Raw genomic sequence first — 19,290 nt, forward strand, 5'->3', positions numbered from 1 at the left:
GGGAGTGTCAGCGGCTTACGTAATGGCCGACCGTTTTGCAAGATCAGGTTCTTTTTCCGCCCATGTCCTTTGCCCAGTTGAAAGACCGCGCACTCGTTTCCGTGTCAGGCCCGGATGCCGAGAACTTTTTGCAGAACATTCTGACCACCGACCTCGACGCACTGGCTGCCGGCGAAGCAAAGCCCGGCGCCTTGCTGACGCCGCAAGGCAAGATCCTGTTCGACTTCCTGATCTCGCGCGCTGGCAAGAGTTCCTTCCGCCTCGAATGCCGGGCCGACATATCAGTCGATTTCATGCGCCGGCTGATCCTGTACAAATTACGCGCCAAGGTCGAGATTGCCAAGGCCGATCAGGGCCTTGTCACCGTTGCGTGGGGGGATGATTCAACCACTTCACGATTTGATTCGACGCCCGTTGCCGATGCACGGTTCCTCGACGCGGCCGTCAGCCGCTTTTATGACGGCACGGCCGAGGTCGGCGACCCGGCCGCATGGCAGGCCCTGCGTATCGCCCATGGCATTGCCGAAAGTGGGAGCGACTATCAGCTCGGCGACGCCTTCCCGCATGATGTGCTGCTCGACGAGACCGGCGGCGTCGGCTTCAGGAAGGGCTGCTATGTCGGCCAGGAGGTGGTCTCGCGCATGCAGCATCGCGGCACCGCCAGGCGGCGGGTGCTGATCGTTTCGGCCGAACGGCCCCTGCCCGCGCCTGGCACCGAACTGACAGTTGCCGGGCGATCGGTCGGCACGCTTGGCTCCACCACTGGCACGACAGGCCTCGCCATAGCCCGTATCGACCGCGTCAAGGCGGCGCTCGACGCTAGCCAGCCGATCATGGTGGATGACATCACTGTGTCGCTCGCCATCCCTGCCTGGGCGAAATTCACTTTTCCGCTGGAAATCGTTGGCCCGCAGGAATCCGTCGGCACGGAGGAGGCCTGATGGCGGCCGACCGTGCCGGCGCGCCGCCGCGCGCCTGGCAGCGCATGCTGTCGGGCCGGCGGCTCGATCTGCTCGACCCCTCGCCGCTCGACATCGAGATTTCGGACATCGCCCATGGACTTGCCCGCGTCGCCCGTTGGAACGGCCAGACCAGCGGCGAACACGCCTTTTCCGTCGCCCAGCATTCGCTGCTGGTCGAGGCGCTTTTCGGCGAGCTGGTGTCGGATGCTCCGGCCGACGCGCGGCTGGCGGCTTTGCTGCACGACGCACCGGAATATGTCATCGGCGACATGATCTCACCGTTCAAATCGGTGATGGGCGGCAGCTACAAGGAGTGCGAACTCAGGCTGCAGCGCGCCATCCATCTGCGCTTTTCGCTGCCGGTCGAACCGGGTGCGGGCCTGCTCAAGGAGATCAAGCGCGCCGACCAGATCGCCGCCTATTTCGAGGCGACGCTGCTTGCCGGCTTTTCGACCGCCGAGGCAACCGAATTCTTCGGCCGGCCGCGCGGCTTCAATGCCGACCGCTTCGATTTCACTCCGCGTTCGGTGACCTGGGCGCAAAACGCTTTCCTCAAACGGTATGCGGCGATCGAGAAATCACGGCGCCAAACGGTGCAGCCTGCCGACTGAAAAACGGTAAATTAACCGGAAAAGGACACAGTGCCGTGTTCGATCACGGTCTGCAGGCACGCCTCATGTCCGTCACCCATATCAAGGCTGATTCGCCCGTCCGCGGACGGAGGGCCAAAGGCACAGGCCTGCCGCGACGGATAGAAGACGAACTGCGCAAGCAGGATGATCGTTTTTCGGCCGCCGTCGAGAACATGTCGCATGGCTTGGGCATGTTCGATGCCGACGAGCGCATGATCATCTGCAACGGCAATTACATCAGCATCTTCTGCCTAGACCCCGAGATCGTGCAGCCCGGCATCCGGTTTTTCGACATCCTCCAGCACAGCGTCGACATCGGCGTCGCCTCGCACAGCGCCGAAGAACTTTACGCCATCCGCAAGCCCTATATCGACCAGGCGAAACCCTCGACCTACGAGGAAACGCTGTCGGATGGACGCATCATCAATATCTCGCACCGGCCGCTGGCTTCGGGCGGCTGGGTGTCGATCTATGAAGACATCACCGAGCAACGGCGCGCCGAGCAGGAGTTGAAGGAGCAGCACCGCCGTTTCGACGCAGCACTCGCCAACATGTCGCAAGGCCTTCTGATGTATGACGCGGACGGCAGGCTGATCGTGCGCAACGAACGTTTCCTGGAACTCTACCGCGTGACGCCAGCCGATTTTCCGCTTGGCATGAGCCACCGCGACGCGCTCGAGCAGCTCGTGCGCCTGGGTCTCTATGCGGAGATCGACATCGACAGCGAAATCTCAAAAACCGCGGCCTGCCTTCAAGCCGGAGAAATGCGGTCAACCTACCGCCATCTTGCCGATGGCAGAACCCTTTTGGTCGTGCGGCGGCCGATGAGTGGCGGCGGCTGGGTCGTGACCTTCGACGACGTCACCGAGCGACGGCGCGTCGAAGAGCGAATGACCCATCTTGCGCATTACGACACGCTGACCAACCTGCCCAACCGCTCGATGTTTCGTGAACGGCTTGACCAAGCCTTGGGCGAGGCCACGGACCTGGCGATATTCTCGCTCGACCTCGACCGCTTCAAGGCCGTCAACGACACCTGGGGGCACCCTGCCGGCGACTGGCTGCTGAAATGCGTGGCCGAGCGGCTGCAACGGTGCCTGCGCAACGAAACGGATGTGGTCGCCCGTTTCGGCGGCGACGAGTTCGTCATCATCCAGTTCAATCCCAAAGGTGCCGGCCCAAAAGGCGCCGGTGATGCGGAAAAACTGGCAAAACGCATTGTCGATATCATCGGGAGACCCTTTCGCGACAAAAGCCGCCATATGCATGTCGGCATCAGCCTCGGCATCGCCCTTTTCCCCGATGACGGCAGGGATGCCGACACGCTGCTGAAAAACGCCGACATGGCCCTCTACAGAGCGAAAAGCGAAGGACGCAACGTCTATCGCTTCTTCGAGCCGGGCATGGATGCGATGGTGCGGGCACGACGCGCACTCGAAACCGATCTGGAGGCGGCGCTGCCGCGGCGTGAATTCGAGCTGGATTTCCAACCCATCATGAACATCGCTTCCAGCGAAATCGTTGGCGCCGAAGCCTTGATGCGGTGGCGTTCGCCGATACGCGGCTTGGTGCCGCCAGACGATTTCATCCCGGTCGCCGAAGAAATTGGGCTGATCGTGCCGCTGGGAGAATGGGCGCTGAGGAAAGCCTGCACGGTTGCGGCAGGCTGGCCGCGTGGGCTGCGTATCGCGGTCAATGTCTCGGCTGTGCAGATCAAAAGCGGCACCTTTGCCCGCAGCGTCATCTCCGCGCTGGCATTTTCCGGCGTGCCGGCCGACCGGCTTGAACTGGAAATCACCGAAACAGTACTGATGGACGAGAGCGATACGGTGCTCAAGACGCTCAGGCAGCTGCGCAACCTCGGCATCCGCATCGCGCTGGACGATTTCGGCACCGGCTATTCGTCGCTCGGCTATCTCCGCCGCTTCCCGGTCGACAAGATCAAGATCGACCGCTCCTTCATCCGCGACATCGACAACCGCGACACGGCCGCGATCGTGCGCACGGTCATCGGGCTCGGTGCGCAGCTTGGCATCACCGTTACCGCCGAAGGCGTCGAAACCGAAGCACAACTTGAGTTCCTGCGAAAGGAAAGTTGTGTCGAGGCCCAAGGCTACCTGATAGGCGTGCCGTCGAAGGCGACAGACATCCAGCGCCTGCTGAAGGCGAGCGTGGCGCTCAGCCAGTCCGGTTGAGCGCGACAGGACCGAGCCAGTCATCGGCCATCAGCGCAATGTTTCTATATATTTTTCGTGGAAGCGCACATAACCGACTTCGATCTCCTTGAGATGGCGCTCGATCAGGGCATGAAACTGCGGCAGCTGATGGAACGGCACGCCCGGATAGGCATGATGCTCGGCGTGGAAGGGCATGTTCCAAGCGAGCTTGCGGACGAGCCAGTTGGTCAGCGTGGTCCTGCTGTTTTCCAGCATGTTGGCCACAAGTGGACAACGGCCATGTTCAGCCAAGAGATAGAGGCGCAGGAACGGTTGCCCGAGAAGCGCCGGCACGATCCAGACATAGATGAGCGTGGTTGCCCGGAACCAGATGGCCAACACACCCACGAGGGCATAGAAGGCGATCATGGCGCGGGCCTCGGCGCGCACCTTGGGCCGGCCTTTTGGCGGCACGTGACTGTCCCGACACTGGCCGGTGGCGTTGACGTAAAGCGTCTTGAAGTGGCCCCACCACATTGGAATGCCGGAGACGTGGACGATGTATTGCCGCAGCGTTTCCGGCTTTGGAAAAGCCAGTTCCGGGTCGTTCTCCGGATCCTGGGTGAAGCGGTGATGGGCGAAATGGAAATAGCGGAACCAGTCGGCCGGCAATGCGATCGCAAGGCTACAGAGGCGCGCCACGAAATCGTTCAGCAGCTGTGTTTCGAACGCCGTGCGATGAACCGTCTCGTGAAGAAGCGTGAACAGGAAAACGATGAGGATGCCTTGCGGCAGCACCAGCAGCGGCCAGAACGGCACCTTGGCGGCAATCAGCGAGCCGATAACGACGATCGCGCCCCAATGACCGGCAAGCTGCAGCAGCCCGAGACGATCCGACTTGGCGGTCAGCCGATCGCGCTCTTGCTGCGTCAGCGATGCGATCACGTCGCGATGGTCCATTGGCCTTGATCTCGTACTGTCCATCAGATGAGCCTAATCGCCAAAACAGCTTTCGCAAAACGAGGATTCCTGCAATTTAGATAAGCTCAACTTATCTATTGGTCACCATGGTCGCACTTCCATCCTTGCGGGGACTCCAGGCTTTCGAGGCTGCGGCGCGCTGCGGCAGTTTTGCCGCCGCAGCCGAAGAACTTTCGATTTCCGCGGCGGCGGTCAGCCAATTGATCCGGACCATCGAGGACCAGATGGGCCGCAAGCTGTTTCACCGGGTCAACCGCAGTGCCGTGCTGACCGATGCGGGTCGCGAAATGCTGCCTCGACTGACAACGGCCTTCGAGGAGATCGGCAGCGTGTCACGCGAGCTCAGCTGCGCGGAGTTTCGATCGCGGCTTGTCGTCTCGGTGCCGCCGTCCATGGCGATGGGCTGGCTCTCGACCCGCCTGGCGAGCTTTGTCGCTAGCCATGGCGCGGTCGATATATCCCTGAGAGGCGAAGACGATCCGGTGTCGTTCGACCGCGACCCGATCGACATACGTCTTTCCTATGGGCGCTCCCACTATCGCGACCAGGCAACGGAAGACATCGTGAGGGACGCCGTCTATCCCGTTTGCGCACCTGTGATGGCAAGGGGGATCAGCGATCCTGAAGGCGCCGCCGCCCTCGCCCGCTTGCCGTTGATCCACACGGATTGGGGACCGACAGGCGCGTCTTTTCCGTCCTGGCGCAACTGGTTCGAGGCGGCTGGGATCGAACCCGGCCGCGCGAGCCAGCGCGGTCTGTCGGCGAATTCGTCGCGGGCGGCGCTCGACCTCGCCATCTCCGGCCTCGGCGTCGCGCTCGCGCAGGGCGTCTTCTGCGCCGAGGCGGTGGAAGACGGCAGGCTGGTCAGGCCCGTCGCACAGGCGCTGGAGCTGCGCCAACCCTATTGCCTGACGATCCCGCAACGAAGCTTGAGGCGCGACGTGGTGGCAGCGTTCAGGCAGTGGCTGATCGATGAATGCCTGCGCTCAGCGGGTTCGCCAGCGTTGATCGCTTGGCCACCTGAGGGTCGGTGACGGCGGTTGTTCGGTCAGAGATGTCCGCTCAATGCTGCCACCATGTCCTTGTTTGTCGCCACGGGAACGATCTCGAATTCGACCAGATCCGCCCATTCGACGACCCATTGCTGCAGGAGCGTGAAGTCATCGGCCTCCACCAGCAGGAAGCAGCGGCTCATGTCCGCCGCGATCCAGCTGTGGTGCACGAGAAGCGCGTCCGGCTTCAGGCGGCCCTGGTCGCGGAAGCGACGGTAGATCTCCTTGCGGTCACAGCCGCGAAAATCCTCGGTCACAAAAAAACAGCATCTATGTCCCCTATTCGGATATCTACCGCCCCGGCCGGTCGAGCCGTTCCAGGAACCACTGCGTCAGCCGCACCCAGACCTCGTCCTTTTCGCCGGAATCCTCCCAGCCATGATCGAGGTTGGGATTGTCGTTGACCTCGATGACGAAGACGCCGTCCCTGGTCTCCTTGAGGTCGACGCCGTAGAGGCCGTCGCCAATGCAACGCGCCGCCTTCACCGCCGTCTCGACGACATGGGCCGGCGCTTCCTTCAGCGTGAAGGTCTTGATGCCGCCCTGGTCGGGCTTGCCGTTGGCCTTGTGGTTGACGATCTGCCAGTGTTTCTTGGCCATCAGATAGTGCACGGCAAACAAGGGCTGGCCGCCAAGCACGCCGACGCGCCAGTCATATTCGGTCGGAATGAATTTTTGCGCGATCAGGAGATCGGAATCCTCCAGCCATTCGGTGGCCAGCGTCTTCAGTTCCTCGAAGGTCTCGCATTTCTTCACACCACGCGAAAATGACGAGTCCGGTATCTTCAGCACCAGCGGGAAACCCAGTGTCTGCGCCGCCACTTCAAGGTCCGAGATGCCGGCGATCATCACCGTCGGCGGCACCGGCACCTTGTTGTAGGTCATCAGCTCGTTGAGATAGACCTTGTTGGTGCAGCGGATCATCGACAGCGGATCGTCGATGACCGGCATGCCTTCCTGCTGGGCGCGGCGGGCGAAGCGGTAGGTGTGGTTGGAGATCGAGGTCGTCTCGCGGATGAACAGTGCGTCGTAATTGGCGAGCTTGGCCAGATCCTTCCTGGTGATCGGCTCGATTTCGACGCCCATTTTTTCGGCGATCTTGGCCCAATAGCGCAGCGACGAGATCTCAGACGGCGGCAACTCCTCATGCGGATCGACCAGCGTGGCGAAGGTGTAACGCGCCGGCGTGCGGCCCTTGGTGTCGCGCCACTCGCGGTTGGTGTAGGTCTCGAGGCACTGAAGGAAGCGCTTTTCTTCCTCCTCGGTCATCCTGGCCAGCGGATGGAAGCCGATCTTGCGGATCGACGCCCATTCGGCGCTGTCGGTGATGTGGACTTCCAGCGCCGGCGCCCGGAACCAGTCGAACAGGAGCTTGGCGAAGCGGTCCCATATCTTGGACGGGCCGATCCCGAAGAAGATGCAGACTTTTTGCGGAAAGGCGCCGCCCAGATCCTTGCGGCATTTGTTGAGCGCGAGTTCCAGCTCCGGCAGCGCGTGCTCGTAAAGCTTGCGCTCGGACAGGTCGATCATCGTCTCGACCGTCGGGATGACCTTGTGGCCGCGCGAGCCGGCGAGCAGCGAGGCATAATAGCCGCGGCTCTGGTAGCCGTAATTGTTCGACAGGTTGATCACCTTCGGCCGCTGGCCGCGAAACAGCGCCGGATGCGCAAGATAGTCGCGATTGGTGATGATCTTGTGCGGCGTCGCCACCTGATCGAGATCGTTCTGCCGGCCCGTAAGGATGACCCAGGTCATTGTCTGTCGCGCTTTCCGAGGGTGATGGCGGCACGCAATCCGTCGCGGCCGAACTGCGCCATGTTCATGAAGATGCCGTAAGGCACCGGAATGTTGGCAGCATCAAGGATGGTCTCCTGTCGTTCGTCCTCGACCCAGGGATCATGGATCAGGATATGATCGCCGTCGTCGCCGATGGCCAGCACCCAGTGCGGAACCTTCCTGCCGAACATCAGGAAGCCGCTGATCAGGACCAGCACCAGCTTTCCTTCGGCGATCGCGGCGCGGATATCGTCGATGGCGAATGGGCGGTAATTCACCGGGATACCGTAACGTTCCGCACGCCGGCGAAAGTCGACCTGCGCCAGCTCCATCACCCGGCGCTTGTCGTGGCTGCGCACCGACTGCAGGAACAGCGCGCCATGGAAGGATACATAGATCTCCGCAGAGAGACCGCTTTCGTGGCCGGCAACGGCGAGGCCGAACGGCTCGCAGCCACCCGGCCCCGACATCATGAAAACGGTGGTCGCCTCGCGCCACAAACGGATTTCCATGACCGGGTCGGGCACGAAGCCGGAATCGAAATTGGCCATTGCCATCATCAGGCAGCACGGGCCGCAGGTGAATTCGCAGGTCTGCTGGTAGAACGGCACCTTGGTGGCGACCGGAATGTCGCCGCGCAAGGTCTTTTCGTAGCGCAGCGCAGTGGCGCCGTCCTCGTAATAGCCCGGTTCGCGGCCGATCTTGCGGTAGCCGCTCTGCTCGTAGATGCGGATGGCTCGGCTGTTGTCCTCGCGCACCTCGAGGCGCAGCATCATGCGGTCGTGCCCGAAAGCGACCTCCTCGGCCCGTTCCAGCAGCATGCGGCCGATGCCGAGCCCGCCGAAAAAGGGGCCGATGGCGATGGAATAGAGCCGCGCGACGCCGCTGCCCTTGCGAAACAGCACGACCGCATAGCCGGCGACGCGGCCGTCGCTTTCGGCAACCAGCATCTCGGCGCTTTCGCGTTCGATCAACTGGCGAAAGGAGCGGCGGGAAATGCGGTCGCCCGAGAAAACAGCCTTCTCGATGGCGGCGAGCTCATCGACGTCGGACGCGCGGGCCGTGCGAATCTCGGCAGGCATGCGGGCTCGGAAAACCTCGATTGGGTTGTGGAAAAGGCCCTGGTCGAAACGTCGATAACACCAGCCGAAGCGCCGGCATCCGTCAAGCGCTATCGCACCTCGATTCGGGCCGAATTGTGACAGTTTCGGCCCGGCGCATGAGGGCGCGTGGCACTGTAGATCAGTGCAACGGCTTTGAACAGGATCGCTGTTTTGACCGTGGCGCCAGCTTCGGAAAACAGGGCGCGGTTCAGCCGGCCAGCCCAGCCAAAAGCTGGCTGTAAGCGCTTTTCGCCACCGCAGTCAGCTGCGCGCGCGGCAGCGAGCCGACGACGGCGCAGCCATAGCCCTTGTCCAGCCAGTAGACAGCCTCGGGGCCGTTCTCTTCCGACCCATAGGTGCCCTTGGCCTTCTCGGCCGATTCAGCGGTGACGAACAGCGAGATGCGCTCGCCCTTGTCGTCCTCATAAAGCAGCATCGCAGCCTTGCTCTCGCCAGCCGGCAGCAGCCGGCCGCCGACGAGCTGGAACCCTTCCGCCGCCAGATCCGGTGCGACCAGCTTCAGGCCGACCCGATTGGACAGCCAGGTCTGCAGATGATCCTTGTCTGAGGCAGGCACTTCCACCGCATGCCGTTTTTCGGCGGCATAGATGACATGGGCTGCGATCGCCTGCTCGGCGAGCTGGTCCTCGGCGGGATCTTCCAGGCCGAGACGGTCGATGCCGGCGACATAACCGCCAACACCGCCAATGGCCAGCATCGCCGCTGCGGCAGCCGCCAGCCACCAGCGCGAGCGCAATGCCGCCGTCTTGACCGGCGCCTCGCCGAACACGATCTTCTGCAACCGCGCCGGCACCGGCTCGTCGAGCACACCGGCGAAGGCGGCACGCAGCGCTGCGCGGTCGGCGACATAGCGGGCGCTCCTCACCTTCATTTCAGGATTGGCGTCGAGCCAGGCGTCATACGCCACGCGCTCGTCGCCCGGCAACTCGCCGTCGAGGGTCATGTGGATGTCGCGTTCGGAAAAATCGCGCGGGGTCATTTCTCGACGATCCTTATCGCCCGGCGGCGCGCCGTGTCGTCAAGCAGCCTGCGCAATTCCTCACGCCCGCGCGCGATGCGCGACATCAGCGTGCCGGCCGGCACGCCGAGTATGTTGGCGGCCTCGGCATAGGAAAAGCCTTCGATGGCGACCATGACGAGTGCCGCGCGCCGGTCCGGGCTGATTGCCTGCAGTGCGTCGATAATCTCGCGCGAGGCGATGTTCTCCACCTGCTCGGCGGGTGCTGCCTGCGCTTCGCCCGCTTCCAGCGGCAGCATCGCCACTTCACCGCGCCGGTTCACCTTGCGCATCTGGTCGATGAACAAATGATGCATGATCGTAAACAGCCACCTCCTGGGGCTTTCTCCAGTCTGCCAATTGTCGAGCCGCACAAGCGCCCGTTCGAGACAGTCCTGAACGAGGTCGTCGGCGGAATCGCGGTCGCGCAGCAGCGAGCGCGCATAACGGCGCAGACGCGGTATCTCGCCAAGGATTGCTGCCTTCTTTTCGTCCATGACCGCTGGTTCTGAGGCCGCCCTTCTTATCCCGATTGAACGCGCCTTCCCGGCGCGGCGCAAGCGGCCAGCGCGAAGCGGTCTGCCGCCCCGGTCACCCAAGCGATTGAATAACGCTGGCAGCGGGCGGTTTATTCCCGGTGGGATTGAAAACCGTTAGCCACTGCTCGTCTGAAGCTTTTCCCTGGCTGCTCGTGTCAGCAGCCGCTGGTAGAACAGGCCGATGCCGATCAGCACTGCCCCGAGGCCGATGAAGGACAGCGCCCTCAGCACGCCTTCCAGTTCCGACATGTCGAAGAGGAACACCTTCAGCACGGCCACCGAGATCAGCGCGGCCGAGGCGATGCGCAGCACCTGCGATTTCAGCCAGACGCCGGCGGTAAGCAGCGCCACACCGATGATCAGCCACAGCGCGGAATAGGTGTAGGTTTCAAGCTGGCCGAGGCCGCTCCACAGGCCGATGAACTCACCCTTGAACAGACGCCGAACCGACAGCGTCGCATAGGCGAAAGCAAGCAGTGCCGCCACCAGCGCCAGCATCGCGGCATACCATTTCGGCCTGACGTCACGGGCATAGAGCGCGAGCCCCCCGGCAGCGACGGCCGGCAGGAGATAGGCCAGGAACAGCAGGTTGAACACCGGGATCCGGCCGGTCGATTCGTCCGTAAACAGCGGGTTCAGCACCAGGAAATGCTGGACGACGACGAAGGCGGCCGAGACCACGCCCGCGGCAAGCGAACCGTAGCGCAGCACCGAGCTTGGCGAGCGCATGTCGATGGCGACCAGGATGGCGCCGGCGCCGATGGCGATCAGCGTGTAGATCGCCTGTTCGGTGAGCGTCGCGGCACCCGTGTCGATGACACCGCCATGCATGGCGTGGCGCACAAGCATGGCAATTGTGAGCAGCGCAAACAGCGCAGCGCCCGCTTCCAAGGCGAGGCGCGGCCGGCCATTGCCAGCCATTGGTAGTGCGGGGGTGGTGCGGGCGAGCTGCCAGGCGGCAAAGCCGAAGGCGAGCGCCGGTACGCCGTATCCGGGCAGCAGCCAGTTGAAGACAGGCGTCGTCGACAGGAATTCGGCGCCGACGATCGTCGGATCGAAGGCGATACGGCCGAGCACCGCGATAACCGCACCGACCGAAATCCAGCCGAGCACCGGATAGGCGCGCCAGCGGGTGGCCAGCGCCGGCACGATGGCCGCGGCACCCAAAAGGATGGTGGTCCAGCCGGAGCCGAAGGCCATGTAGAGCATCAGCAAGGCGGCGACTGCTGCCCCGCCAAGCGCGAACGAGACGGCAGCACCGCCCTTCAGCGGCGGCTCCTCGCCCTGCGCGATCCATTCGCCGCCAGCGGCGAAGACCACGACCAGAAGGGCCGCAACCGCCGCGTAGACAAGATCGCGGTCGAGATTGCCGAAGGTGACCCAGAGCGTCAGGAGAATGACCAGCGGCGCGGCAACGCCCCATGCCGCCCATGAGGCGGCGCGGATTTGTGCCGACGCGGCAAGGTTGCGCGCCGCCCAGAAGCCGGCTCCGATGAAGACAAACCCGAGAAAGATACCGACCCTGAGCATCAGCGTATCGGTCACCGCCGGCGGCAGGCCTTCGACGCCGAGAGCGCCACCCGAAAAGTCGGAAACGATCGAGGTTGGCGGAATAATGCCGAGATAGACCAGCACCGTCGCCAGCCCTGCGGCGTGCAGGAGCGCCAGCGCCAGCGGCCGGTAGAGCGCCACCGCGACCAGGGCTGCGATAAGGGCTGCTCCCCGCGGAGCATCGCCGGCGGCGCCGTATGCCGGGTCTATGAACAGCGCCATCGCCGAAAGACCGACGAACAAGCCAGGTGCGATCGAAGGCCAGTCGAAGCCCCTGGCCGGTTCTGCTTCGCCACCGCGCCGGCCGAGCCAGACGAAGGCAAGCACGGCCAAGGTGACGGCATCGATGAACAGGATGGTGGAGAGGTTAGCGCCAGGCGCATCGGTCATGTAGAAGATGGTCCAGAGGCCGGTGCCGACGAAGGCCGCCGCCATCAGCAACCTCCAGTCGCGCATGCGGGCGATGACGCCCGCGGCGGCAAGCACGATCGAGAGATAGCCGAACAGCGCCCATGGATTGGGTGCCTGCGAAGCGACCAGAACCGGGGTCACCATGGCGCCGAGCAGGCCGATGCCGGCCAGCGCCTGGCCGTGGACGAGGGCTGCTGCGATCGTCGCCACGCCGATGGCGCCAAGCAGCGTGAAGGCGAGCGCCGGACCGATGAAGCCGTAAATGCCATGCGCGGCATAGACCGTGCCGAACAGGATGAAGGCGCCAGCCGCTGTCAGGATCGCGGGAATGTAGGCGCCGGTCGCTCCCTGCACCGGCACCCTGAAGCCGGTGCGGCGGATGAACTCGCCGGCGGCGACCAGCACCAGCCCGAGCACCGCCGCCATGGCAAGCCGCACGCCGGGCCCGAAAATGCCGGCCTCGATGGTGTAGCGGATCAGGAACAGCCCGCCCAGCGCCAGCGCGATGCCACCGACCCAGACCGCCCAGCGGGTGCCAAGCGCCGTTTCGACATCGGTCTGGCGGGCGGCCTTCGCCGTTGCGGCGTCCTGCCTGGTGGGCTCCGCCGCCTTCGGCGCCGCTTCGCCGGAAGTCCACGGTCCCGATACGACCTCGCTGGTGCTGGCATCAGCTTCCGCGGCCGGCGTTTCCGGCGCGTTTGCCGGTAGCGAGGCAATGTCTGTCGCTGCGGCCGGGGCCGCCTCTGCCGGCTTATCTTCCGTCGTTGCCTGGTCGGCCGGTTTGGCCGCAGGCAGCACGGCACCGGAAAGCACGAGGCTGCGCAGCGCCCCAAGCTCGCGCTCGATCAGGCCGATGCGGCTCTGCTGGCGCGAAATAATGACGAACAGCGCGATGATCGCGACAAGGCCGATCAGGCTTTCGAACATGGCGGTTCCCCCAAACCAGGCCAGTTTACTGACATTCAGTTTTCACTGACACTTAAATGCGGCGGCCAAACGACCGGCCCATTCAACGCGCCGCCAGATTGGCAGCCGGAAAGATCGAGCATGTTTCGGTGCCGAAAGCCAGCAGCTTGCCATTGGCATCCTTCAGCGTCGCTTCCGAAACCGCCAGTGTGCGGCCCTTGTGCACGACCCTGCCCTCGCAAACCACTTCACCGGTCTTCGGCGTGATCGGCCGCGTCAGATTCACCTTGAACTCCGCCGTCGTATAGGCCTCGCCCTTGTCGAGCAGAGTCTGCACCGCGCAGGCAAGAGCCGAATCCAGCAGTGTCGCGGCCCAGCCGCCATGCACCCCACCCAGCGGGTTGAGATGGCGCTCGTTGGGCCTGCCGCGAAACACCGCGCGTCCTTCCGACACTTCCGCCAGGCCGAAACTGAGCTGGAAGGAAATCGGCGGCGCCGGGTATTTGTTGTCGATGATGCGCTGGAGCAATTCCAGACCGGTATACTCGAGGATGTCGGCGTGCGGAATGGTGCCGAGGCCGAGCGGCGAGACCCGGCCGGGATAGAGTTCCACTTCGCTCATGTGATGATTTCTCCGACGGCGGTCTCGGCGCCAATCTCCTTGCCCGCCGCATGATGCTTGCGCAGCGCCGCGAGGAAGCCGGCGCGGGCGCCGGGCGGCTCGATGCCGCGCGGCTCATAGACATGGCGGGTAAAAAAGAAGCCGGTCAGCCGGAAGGCGTCCTCGATCGCCGCCGGATCGGCGCGCAGGCCCGAGCCGCGCTGCAGGAAGGCGGGCAGCACCAGCATCTTGTCGCGCCATGGCGCGCCCGCCGCGCGTGACACGGCGCGCCCGGATTTCGGCGAGACATAGGCAAGGTCCTGCCTGGCGCCGGTCGCGGCACACTGGCTGAGATCGAGGCCGAAGCCGAGTTCGTCTAGAACCAAGAGCTCGAAGCGCGCCACCAGCTCGCCGGCGGCGTCCGGATCGTCGAGGTGGGCGATCATCACGGCCAGCGTCTCGTAGAGGCCGCCATGGGCGTCGCGCTCGGGCAACAGGCGCAGATGTGCTGCCATGGACTGCAGCCCATAGATGGCGACGGCGCTGTCCATCAGCCGGGCGGCGTTCATCTCGATGGCCTCGGCCTGGAAGGTGCCCAGATGCTCGTCGAGCCGCGCCCGCCATAACAGGTCGACGCGATTGCCGGGCTGCAGAACGGGCTGCTGCTTGCGCGAACGGCCGCCGCGCACAAGCCCGAGGTGGCGGCCATGCACACGCGTCATAACCTCAAGAATGGCGCTGGTTTCGCCATGCTTGCGGGTGCCGAGAATGATTCCCTCGTCGCGCCATTCCATGAACGGAGCTTGTCACCGGTTCGATGGCGAAATCAAGATTGGAGCCTTGGATGCCCGGGCTCCGAACTCGGATCAACCAAGTGCCTGTGGGCAGCCACGCCGACGAATGGCGAAGCCTGAAATAAAAAAACCGCCTCGGCGACGGTCGCTGGCGCAAATCAGCACCATACTCAAATCAATAGCATAACTGATGGCACAAAGCAAGAACAAACTTGCCCGCCTTCCGCTTTGGTGTCCCGTTCGAAGTCGCCCAACGCCGGAACTGACATTCGGCGTCATCATGCCGCGCGCTGGTGATCGGCAAGCACTTCATCGATCACGCGTCGCGATTTTTCAACTTCGACCGGATTGACGTCTATGTGTCCTGCGAGCGTAATCAGCGCCTTCCACAGCGTCCAGCCACGGCCTCGCGCCCACATTCCTTCATCGGCGGGAAGTCCGGCGCCGGAAGTCCCGAAGTCGATCACGGCGCTCAACCGGCCTTGCCTGACCAACAGGTTTCCCCAACTGACGTCACCGTGGAACCAGACGGGCGCGCCATGCCATGTCGCGGCAAGCGCTGCCTCCCACACCGCGCTCGCGGCGCTTGTGTCGATCCTCCCGTCGAGGGCGGCAATTGCTTGCCGGGTTTCGCCGTCATAGACGCTCAGAGGTCCGCCGCGAAAAAAGTTGTGCTGGCCCGGCACCGGTCCGCCGGCGGGATCGATCCGTTGCAGGGCGACCAGAAACCGGGCCAGGCTGGCCGCGAACTGCGGCAGGCTGGCAATACGCTCCCGCGTCGCCGTCTCGCCCTCGATCCAGCGGTAGACGGACCAATGCCAGGGATAATTGTCGGCCGGGTTCCCCATTGCCAGGGGAACCGGGACAGGCAGCGGCAGCAGGGGTGCCAGCCTTGGCAGCCAGCGTTGTTCCTTTTCCACCTGCAAGGAATAGGCCGCCGCGCTCGGCAGCCGTACGAGCATGTCGTCTCCGAGACGAAAGGTACTGTTGTCCCATCCGCCCGACGCAACCGGCCTGACAGCGAGATCCTTCCACCGGGGAAATTGCGTGGCGACCAACCGGCTCACGAGTGGTGTGTCGATAGTGACCTTAATGGGGAAACTCCAGCCCCATCTCGCGGTAACGCTCGGGATCGTCGCCCCAGTTCTCGCGCACCTTGACGAACAGGAACAGGTGCACCTTCTGTTCGAGGATGCCTGATATCTCCATGCGTGCCGCCTGGCCGATGGCGCGGATCGTCTCGCCCTTGTGGCCGAGCACGATCTTCTTCTGGCTGTCGCGCTCGACATAGATGGTCTGGTCGATGCGCACGGAGCCGTCCTTCTTCTCCTCCCATTTCTCGGTTTCGATATGGGAGGAATAGGGCAGTTCCTGATGCAGCCTGAGATAGAGCTTTTCGCGGGTGATCTCGGCCGCCAGCTGACGCATCGGCAGGTCGGAAATCTGGTCTTCCGGATAATACCAGGGGCCGACAGGCAGGGTTTCGGCCAGATAGTCGAGCAGGTCCTTGCAGCCCGACCCGGTCAGAGCCGAGACCATGAAGGTGCGCTTGAACGGCACTCTTTCATTCGCTGCCGCGGACAGCGCCAGAAGCGCCTCGGGTTTGACCCGGTCGACCTTGTTGAGGATCAGCACCATCGGCTGCTGGACATCCTTCAGCCGTTCGAGGATGGCGTCGGCGTCGCCTCGGATGCCGCGCTCGGCGTCGATCAGCAACAGCACGATGTCGGCGTCCTTGGCGCCGCCCCAGGCGGTCGTCACCATCGCCGTGTCCAGCCGTCGCTTCGGCTTGAAGATGCCGGGCGTGTCGACGAACACGATCTGCGCGTTCCGATGCGTGGCGATACCGCGCACGATGGCGCGCGTCGTCTGCACCTTGTGGGTGACGATCGACACCTTGGCGCCGACCAGTTGATTGACCAGCGTCGATTTTCCCGCATTGGGCGCGCCGATCAGCGCAACGAAGCCGGAGTGCGTGGCGGCAGCTTCCGTTGCCTGTGGGCCGTTTTCGGTGGCGGTCATGCCGCACTCCCTTCACTAGAGCGCCGCGCGTCCTTTTGGGCGCGCAAAGGACGCTCTAAAACTTTGAACCTATGCATCGTGCTTTCCGAAAATCGATTCCGATTTTTGGGCCGATGCGCTAAGCCAGACGCCTTCGCGCAGCAGCAGTGCGGTGGCGGCGGCCTGCTCGGCCTCGCGCTTGGAGCGCCCGCTGCCGATCGCCGGCGAATAGGCGCCAACCCTGACGCTGACGGTGAACAGCGGGTCATGGTCGGGTCCCTCGCGGCTGTCGATTATGTAGACCGGCGTAGCGCCCGCCGCCTGATGCGCCCACTCCTGCAATTCGGTCTTGGCATCGCGGCGGGCTGCACCCGTGGCCTGCGAGCGCGGCCGCCAGTATTTGTGGATGAAGGCGCTGGCCGCCTCCAGACCGCCGTCGAGATAAAGCACGGCGATCAGCGATTCCAGCGCATCGGCGCGCAGGTTGACCCGCTTGCGTCCGTCGAGGCCGCGCACATCCGAGCCGGCGCGGATCAGTTCCGGCAGGCCGATCTCCTCGGCGATCTCCGCCAGCGCCTCGGCATTAACCAGCGCGTTGAGCCTGAGTGAAAGCTCACCTTCGGCAGCGTCCGGAAACGCCGCCAGCAGCATGTCGGCGACCACCAGGCCGAGGACGCGGTCGCCGAGGAATTCGAAACGCTCATAGTCGACGCCGGCGTGGCTGCTACGGGCACTGGCATGAGTCAGCGCGCGGAGCAGGCGCTGGCGATCGGCAAAGGCGTGGCCGGTACGCTCCATGAGCGCTTCGGCGAGCGCGTCGGCGGTCAGCCGTTTTGTCGCCGCCATGATCCTAATTGACGAAATGGAACAAGCGCGACGCGCGCATCAGCGACGGCCATTTCCAGATTTCGAGCGGGCTGGCGCTGCCACCTATCGAGAAGAAGATGAGGTTGGCGCGACCGACCAAGTGGTCGTCGGGCACGAAACCGACGGTGAAGCGGCTGTCCGAGGAATTGTCTCTGTTGTCGCCCATCATGAAATAGTGGCCGGGCGGCACGTCGAATTCGCGGGTGTTGTCACCGATCGAGTTCGGCGTCAGGTCGAGCGTGTCATAGCTGATACCGTTCGGCAATGTCTCGCGATAGACGTCGACCGGCCCGTTCTCCTCGGTGATGTCGCGATTGTCGATCTGCCCGACCTTCTGGCGTGGCACGCCGACGCCGTTGATGAAGAGCTGGCCGTCCTTGACCTGGATCTTGTCGCCCGGCAGGCCGATGACGCGCTTGATGTAGTCGACGGAAGGGTCCGGCGGGAACTTGAACACCGCCACGTCGCCGCGCTTCGGCTCGGCGCCCCAGATGCGGCCCGAAAAGACATCCGGCCCGAACGGCAGCGAATAGCGGGAGAAGCCATAGGACCATTTGGTGACGAAGAGATAGTCGCCTTCGAGCAGGGTCGGCCGCATCGACCCGGACGGGATAGAGAATGGCTGAAAAAGGAACGTGCGGATGACCAGAGCGAGCAAAAGCGCCTGGACGATGACGCTGACGGTTTCGCCAAGCCCGCCGGATTTCTTCTGGGATTTTTCAGCCACGCTCATGTCGTCCTCGATTATGCGTTGGTTGGTATAGAGTCTCGGCGCGCGCTGGGCAACGTCATGCCGGTGGTCAGATGCAATCAATATGGCGCTTCTTCGACGGGCAACGCCTCGATGATCACAAAGGCTTGAGCAAGCGGAAAGTCGTCTGTGATGGTGAGGTGGATTGCCGCCCTGTGCCCCCCAGGCAGGATTTTGTCCAGCTGCGCCGCCGCCCCGCCGGTCAGCGCCATGGTCGGCTTGCCGCTTGCCAGATTGACGACGCCCATGTCGCGCCAGAACACACCTTGCGCCATACCGGTGCCCAGCGCCTTGGCGCAAGCCTCCTTGGCGGCGAAGCGCTTGGCATAGGAGGCGGCGCGGGCGCCGCGGTTTTCGGAACGGGCCTGTTCGACCTCGGTGTAGATGCGCTGGATGAAGCGCTGGCCATGGCGCTCCAGCGATTTCTCGATGCGTCTGATATCGATCAGGTCGCTGCCGATACCGATGATCATTCGGCGGGAACTTCCCACCCGGCCGTTCCAGGCTTGCGGCGTCGAAAAAGCACTCTGTTCCTGTCCTGATATCCAAGATGCCGCTCCGACCATCCCAGGCCAGGCGCGACAAGCCATACCTTGCGCTTTGAAGCCGCCGAAAGGCAACAACGAGTTGATATAGCGGTGCGCTGGCTGCAGAACAACCGGAGCTGTGGCGCCCGCATGCAGTCACCTTTGCGGGACCGGCGTCTCGTCACTCCGGAAACGGGCACAATCGCAGCGAGGAGCGAGTTCGCCGCGGAGGTCAGCAGCAACCGCGAGCTATCTACCGACCATAGTCGCTGACCTCGACGAGATTGTCGTCCGGATCGCGGAAATAGACCGACATCATCGGGCCACTGGCGCCGATCCGCTCGACCGGCCCGACCTCTATCACCACGCCATTGGCCGCGAGGCTGGCGCATACCTCGGCGAGCGGGCGGGCGGCGACCAGGCAGAAATCCCCGGACCCCGGCGTCGGCGCTTTCGCCTTGGGCTCGAAGGTTTGCCCTACCTCATGCAAATTGATCTTTTGCGTTCCAAACAGCAGCGCCGTCGGCCGGTCCGGCTCGTCGAGGCGCCTGAAACCGAGCACGCGTTGGTAGAAGGCGCAGGTGTCTTCGACGGAACGAACCGTCAGCACGAAATGATCGATGCCGGCGATCACGGCGGCGCCTCCGTTATTTTGTTTTATG

19 protein-coding genes are annotated in these 19,290 nt (G+C 63.7%); 4 read left to right on the top strand and 15 right to left on the bottom strand.

The window, feature by feature from the left end; translation table 11 throughout:
* The first annotated feature begins 62 nt into the window (after positions 1-62).
* The 3 genes from ygfZ (at position 63) to IQ26_RS13085 (ending at position 3,789) form a co-directional block, all read left to right on the top strand.
* The gene (gene ygfZ, locus IQ26_RS13075) at positions 63-941 is read left to right on the top strand and encodes a CAF17-like 4Fe-4S cluster assembly/insertion protein YgfZ (RefSeq protein WP_145717541.1); all 879 of its coding nucleotides are present in this window, start codon (positions 63-65) and stop codon (positions 939-941) included.
* Entirely contained in the window at positions 941-1,573 is a 633-nt protein-coding gene (locus IQ26_RS13080) for an HD domain-containing protein (RefSeq protein WP_145717543.1), read from the top strand. The genes ygfZ and IQ26_RS13080 overlap by 1 nt, the downstream gene beginning before the upstream one ends.
* Before the next feature lie 65 nt (positions 1,574-1,638).
* A complete protein-coding gene (locus tag IQ26_RS13085) occupies positions 1,639-3,789 on the top strand; it encodes a putative bifunctional diguanylate cyclase/phosphodiesterase (protein WP_145717937.1) in 2,151 nt (716 codons plus the stop codon).
* 30 nt (positions 3,790-3,819) lie between these two features.
* Here the strand turns inward: IQ26_RS13085 and IQ26_RS13090 are convergent, their stop codons facing one another.
* Positions 3,820-4,710 (bottom strand): fatty acid desaturase family protein, encoded by an 891-nt coding sequence (locus IQ26_RS13090; RefSeq protein WP_145717545.1) that lies wholly within the window; start codon positions 4,708-4,710, stop codon positions 3,820-3,822.
* Between the two features lie 107 nt (positions 4,711-4,817).
* On the opposite strand from IQ26_RS13090, the gene IQ26_RS13095 reads away from it, so the two are divergent.
* Positions 4,818-5,765 (top strand): LysR substrate-binding domain-containing protein, encoded by a 948-nt coding sequence (locus tag IQ26_RS13095; RefSeq protein WP_145717547.1) that lies wholly within the window; start codon positions 4,818-4,820, stop codon positions 5,763-5,765.
* A gap of 14 nt (positions 5,766-5,779) precedes the next feature.
* Here IQ26_RS13095 and IQ26_RS13100 read toward each other — a convergent pair whose 3' ends face one another.
* From IQ26_RS13100 to IQ26_RS13165, 14 genes are all read right to left on the bottom strand, one after another.
* Entirely contained in the window at positions 5,780-6,040 is a 261-nt protein-coding gene (locus IQ26_RS13100; protein WP_145717549.1) for a DUF3303 domain-containing protein, read from the bottom strand.
* A 34-nt stretch (positions 6,041-6,074) separates the two neighbouring features.
* Complete coding sequence (locus IQ26_RS13105) at positions 6,075-7,538, bottom strand: RimK family protein (RefSeq protein WP_145717551.1); 1,464 nt, start codon at positions 7,536-7,538, stop codon at positions 6,075-6,077.
* The gene (locus IQ26_RS13110; RefSeq protein WP_145717553.1) at positions 7,535-8,641 is read right to left on the bottom strand and encodes a peptidase C39 family protein; all 1,107 of its coding nucleotides are present in this window, start codon (positions 8,639-8,641) and stop codon (positions 7,535-7,537) included. Before IQ26_RS13110 ends, IQ26_RS13105 begins: the two co-directional genes overlap by 4 nt.
* A gap of 229 nt (positions 8,642-8,870) precedes the next feature.
* Positions 8,871-9,662, bottom strand: a complete 792-nt coding sequence (locus tag IQ26_RS13115; RefSeq protein ID WP_145717555.1) for an anti-sigma factor family protein — start codon at positions 9,660-9,662, stop codon at positions 8,871-8,873.
* The gene (locus tag IQ26_RS13120) at positions 9,659-10,177 is read right to left on the bottom strand and encodes an RNA polymerase sigma factor (protein WP_145717557.1); all 519 of its coding nucleotides are present in this window, start codon (positions 10,175-10,177) and stop codon (positions 9,659-9,661) included. Before IQ26_RS13120 ends, IQ26_RS13115 begins: the two co-directional genes overlap by 4 nt.
* A 156-nt stretch (positions 10,178-10,333) precedes the next feature.
* Positions 10,334-13,108, bottom strand: coding sequence for a DUF2339 domain-containing protein (locus tag IQ26_RS13125; protein ID WP_145717559.1), 2,775 nt, complete (start codon positions 13,106-13,108; stop codon positions 10,334-10,336).
* An 82-nt stretch (positions 13,109-13,190) separates the two neighbouring features.
* Entirely contained in the window at positions 13,191-13,709 is a 519-nt protein-coding gene (locus tag IQ26_RS13130; RefSeq protein ID WP_145717561.1) for a PaaI family thioesterase, read from the bottom strand.
* Positions 13,706-14,482 carry a DNA repair protein RecO gene (recO, locus tag IQ26_RS13135; RefSeq protein WP_145717563.1) on the bottom strand — a complete coding sequence of 259 codons (777 nt, stop codon included), beginning with the start codon at positions 14,480-14,482 and terminating at the stop codon, positions 13,706-13,708. Before recO ends, IQ26_RS13130 begins: the two co-directional genes overlap by 4 nt.
* A 278-nt stretch (positions 14,483-14,760) precedes the next feature.
* The gene (locus IQ26_RS13140) at positions 14,761-15,576 is read right to left on the bottom strand and encodes an aminoglycoside phosphotransferase family protein (RefSeq protein WP_145717939.1); all 816 of its coding nucleotides are present in this window, start codon (positions 15,574-15,576) and stop codon (positions 14,761-14,763) included.
* A complete protein-coding gene (gene era / locus IQ26_RS13145) occupies positions 15,572-16,504 on the bottom strand; it encodes a GTPase Era (protein ID WP_145717565.1) in 933 nt (310 codons plus the stop codon). Before era ends, IQ26_RS13140 begins: the two co-directional genes overlap by 5 nt.
* Before the next feature lie 69 nt (positions 16,505-16,573).
* Positions 16,574-17,329, bottom strand: a complete 756-nt coding sequence (gene rnc, locus IQ26_RS13150) for a ribonuclease III (RefSeq protein ID WP_145717567.1) — start codon at positions 17,327-17,329, stop codon at positions 16,574-16,576.
* Between the two features lie 4 nt (positions 17,330-17,333).
* Complete coding sequence (gene lepB / locus IQ26_RS13155) at positions 17,334-18,083, bottom strand: signal peptidase I (protein ID WP_145717569.1); 750 nt, start codon at positions 18,081-18,083, stop codon at positions 17,334-17,336.
* Positions 18,084-18,160: 77 nt separating this feature from the next.
* A complete protein-coding gene (gene acpS / locus IQ26_RS13160; protein WP_145717577.1) occupies positions 18,161-18,574 on the bottom strand; it encodes a holo-ACP synthase in 414 nt (137 codons plus the stop codon).
* A gap of 307 nt (positions 18,575-18,881) precedes the next feature.
* On the bottom strand, positions 18,882-19,262 hold the full coding sequence (locus IQ26_RS13165) for a VOC family protein (RefSeq protein ID WP_208760155.1): 381 nt from the start codon (positions 19,260-19,262) through the stop codon (positions 18,882-18,884).
* Positions 19,263-19,290 lie beyond the last annotated feature (28 nt).

This window comes from Mesorhizobium tianshanense (assembly GCF_007830515.1).
Taxonomy (GTDB): domain Bacteria; phylum Pseudomonadota; class Alphaproteobacteria; order Rhizobiales; family Rhizobiaceae; genus Mesorhizobium; species Mesorhizobium tianshanense.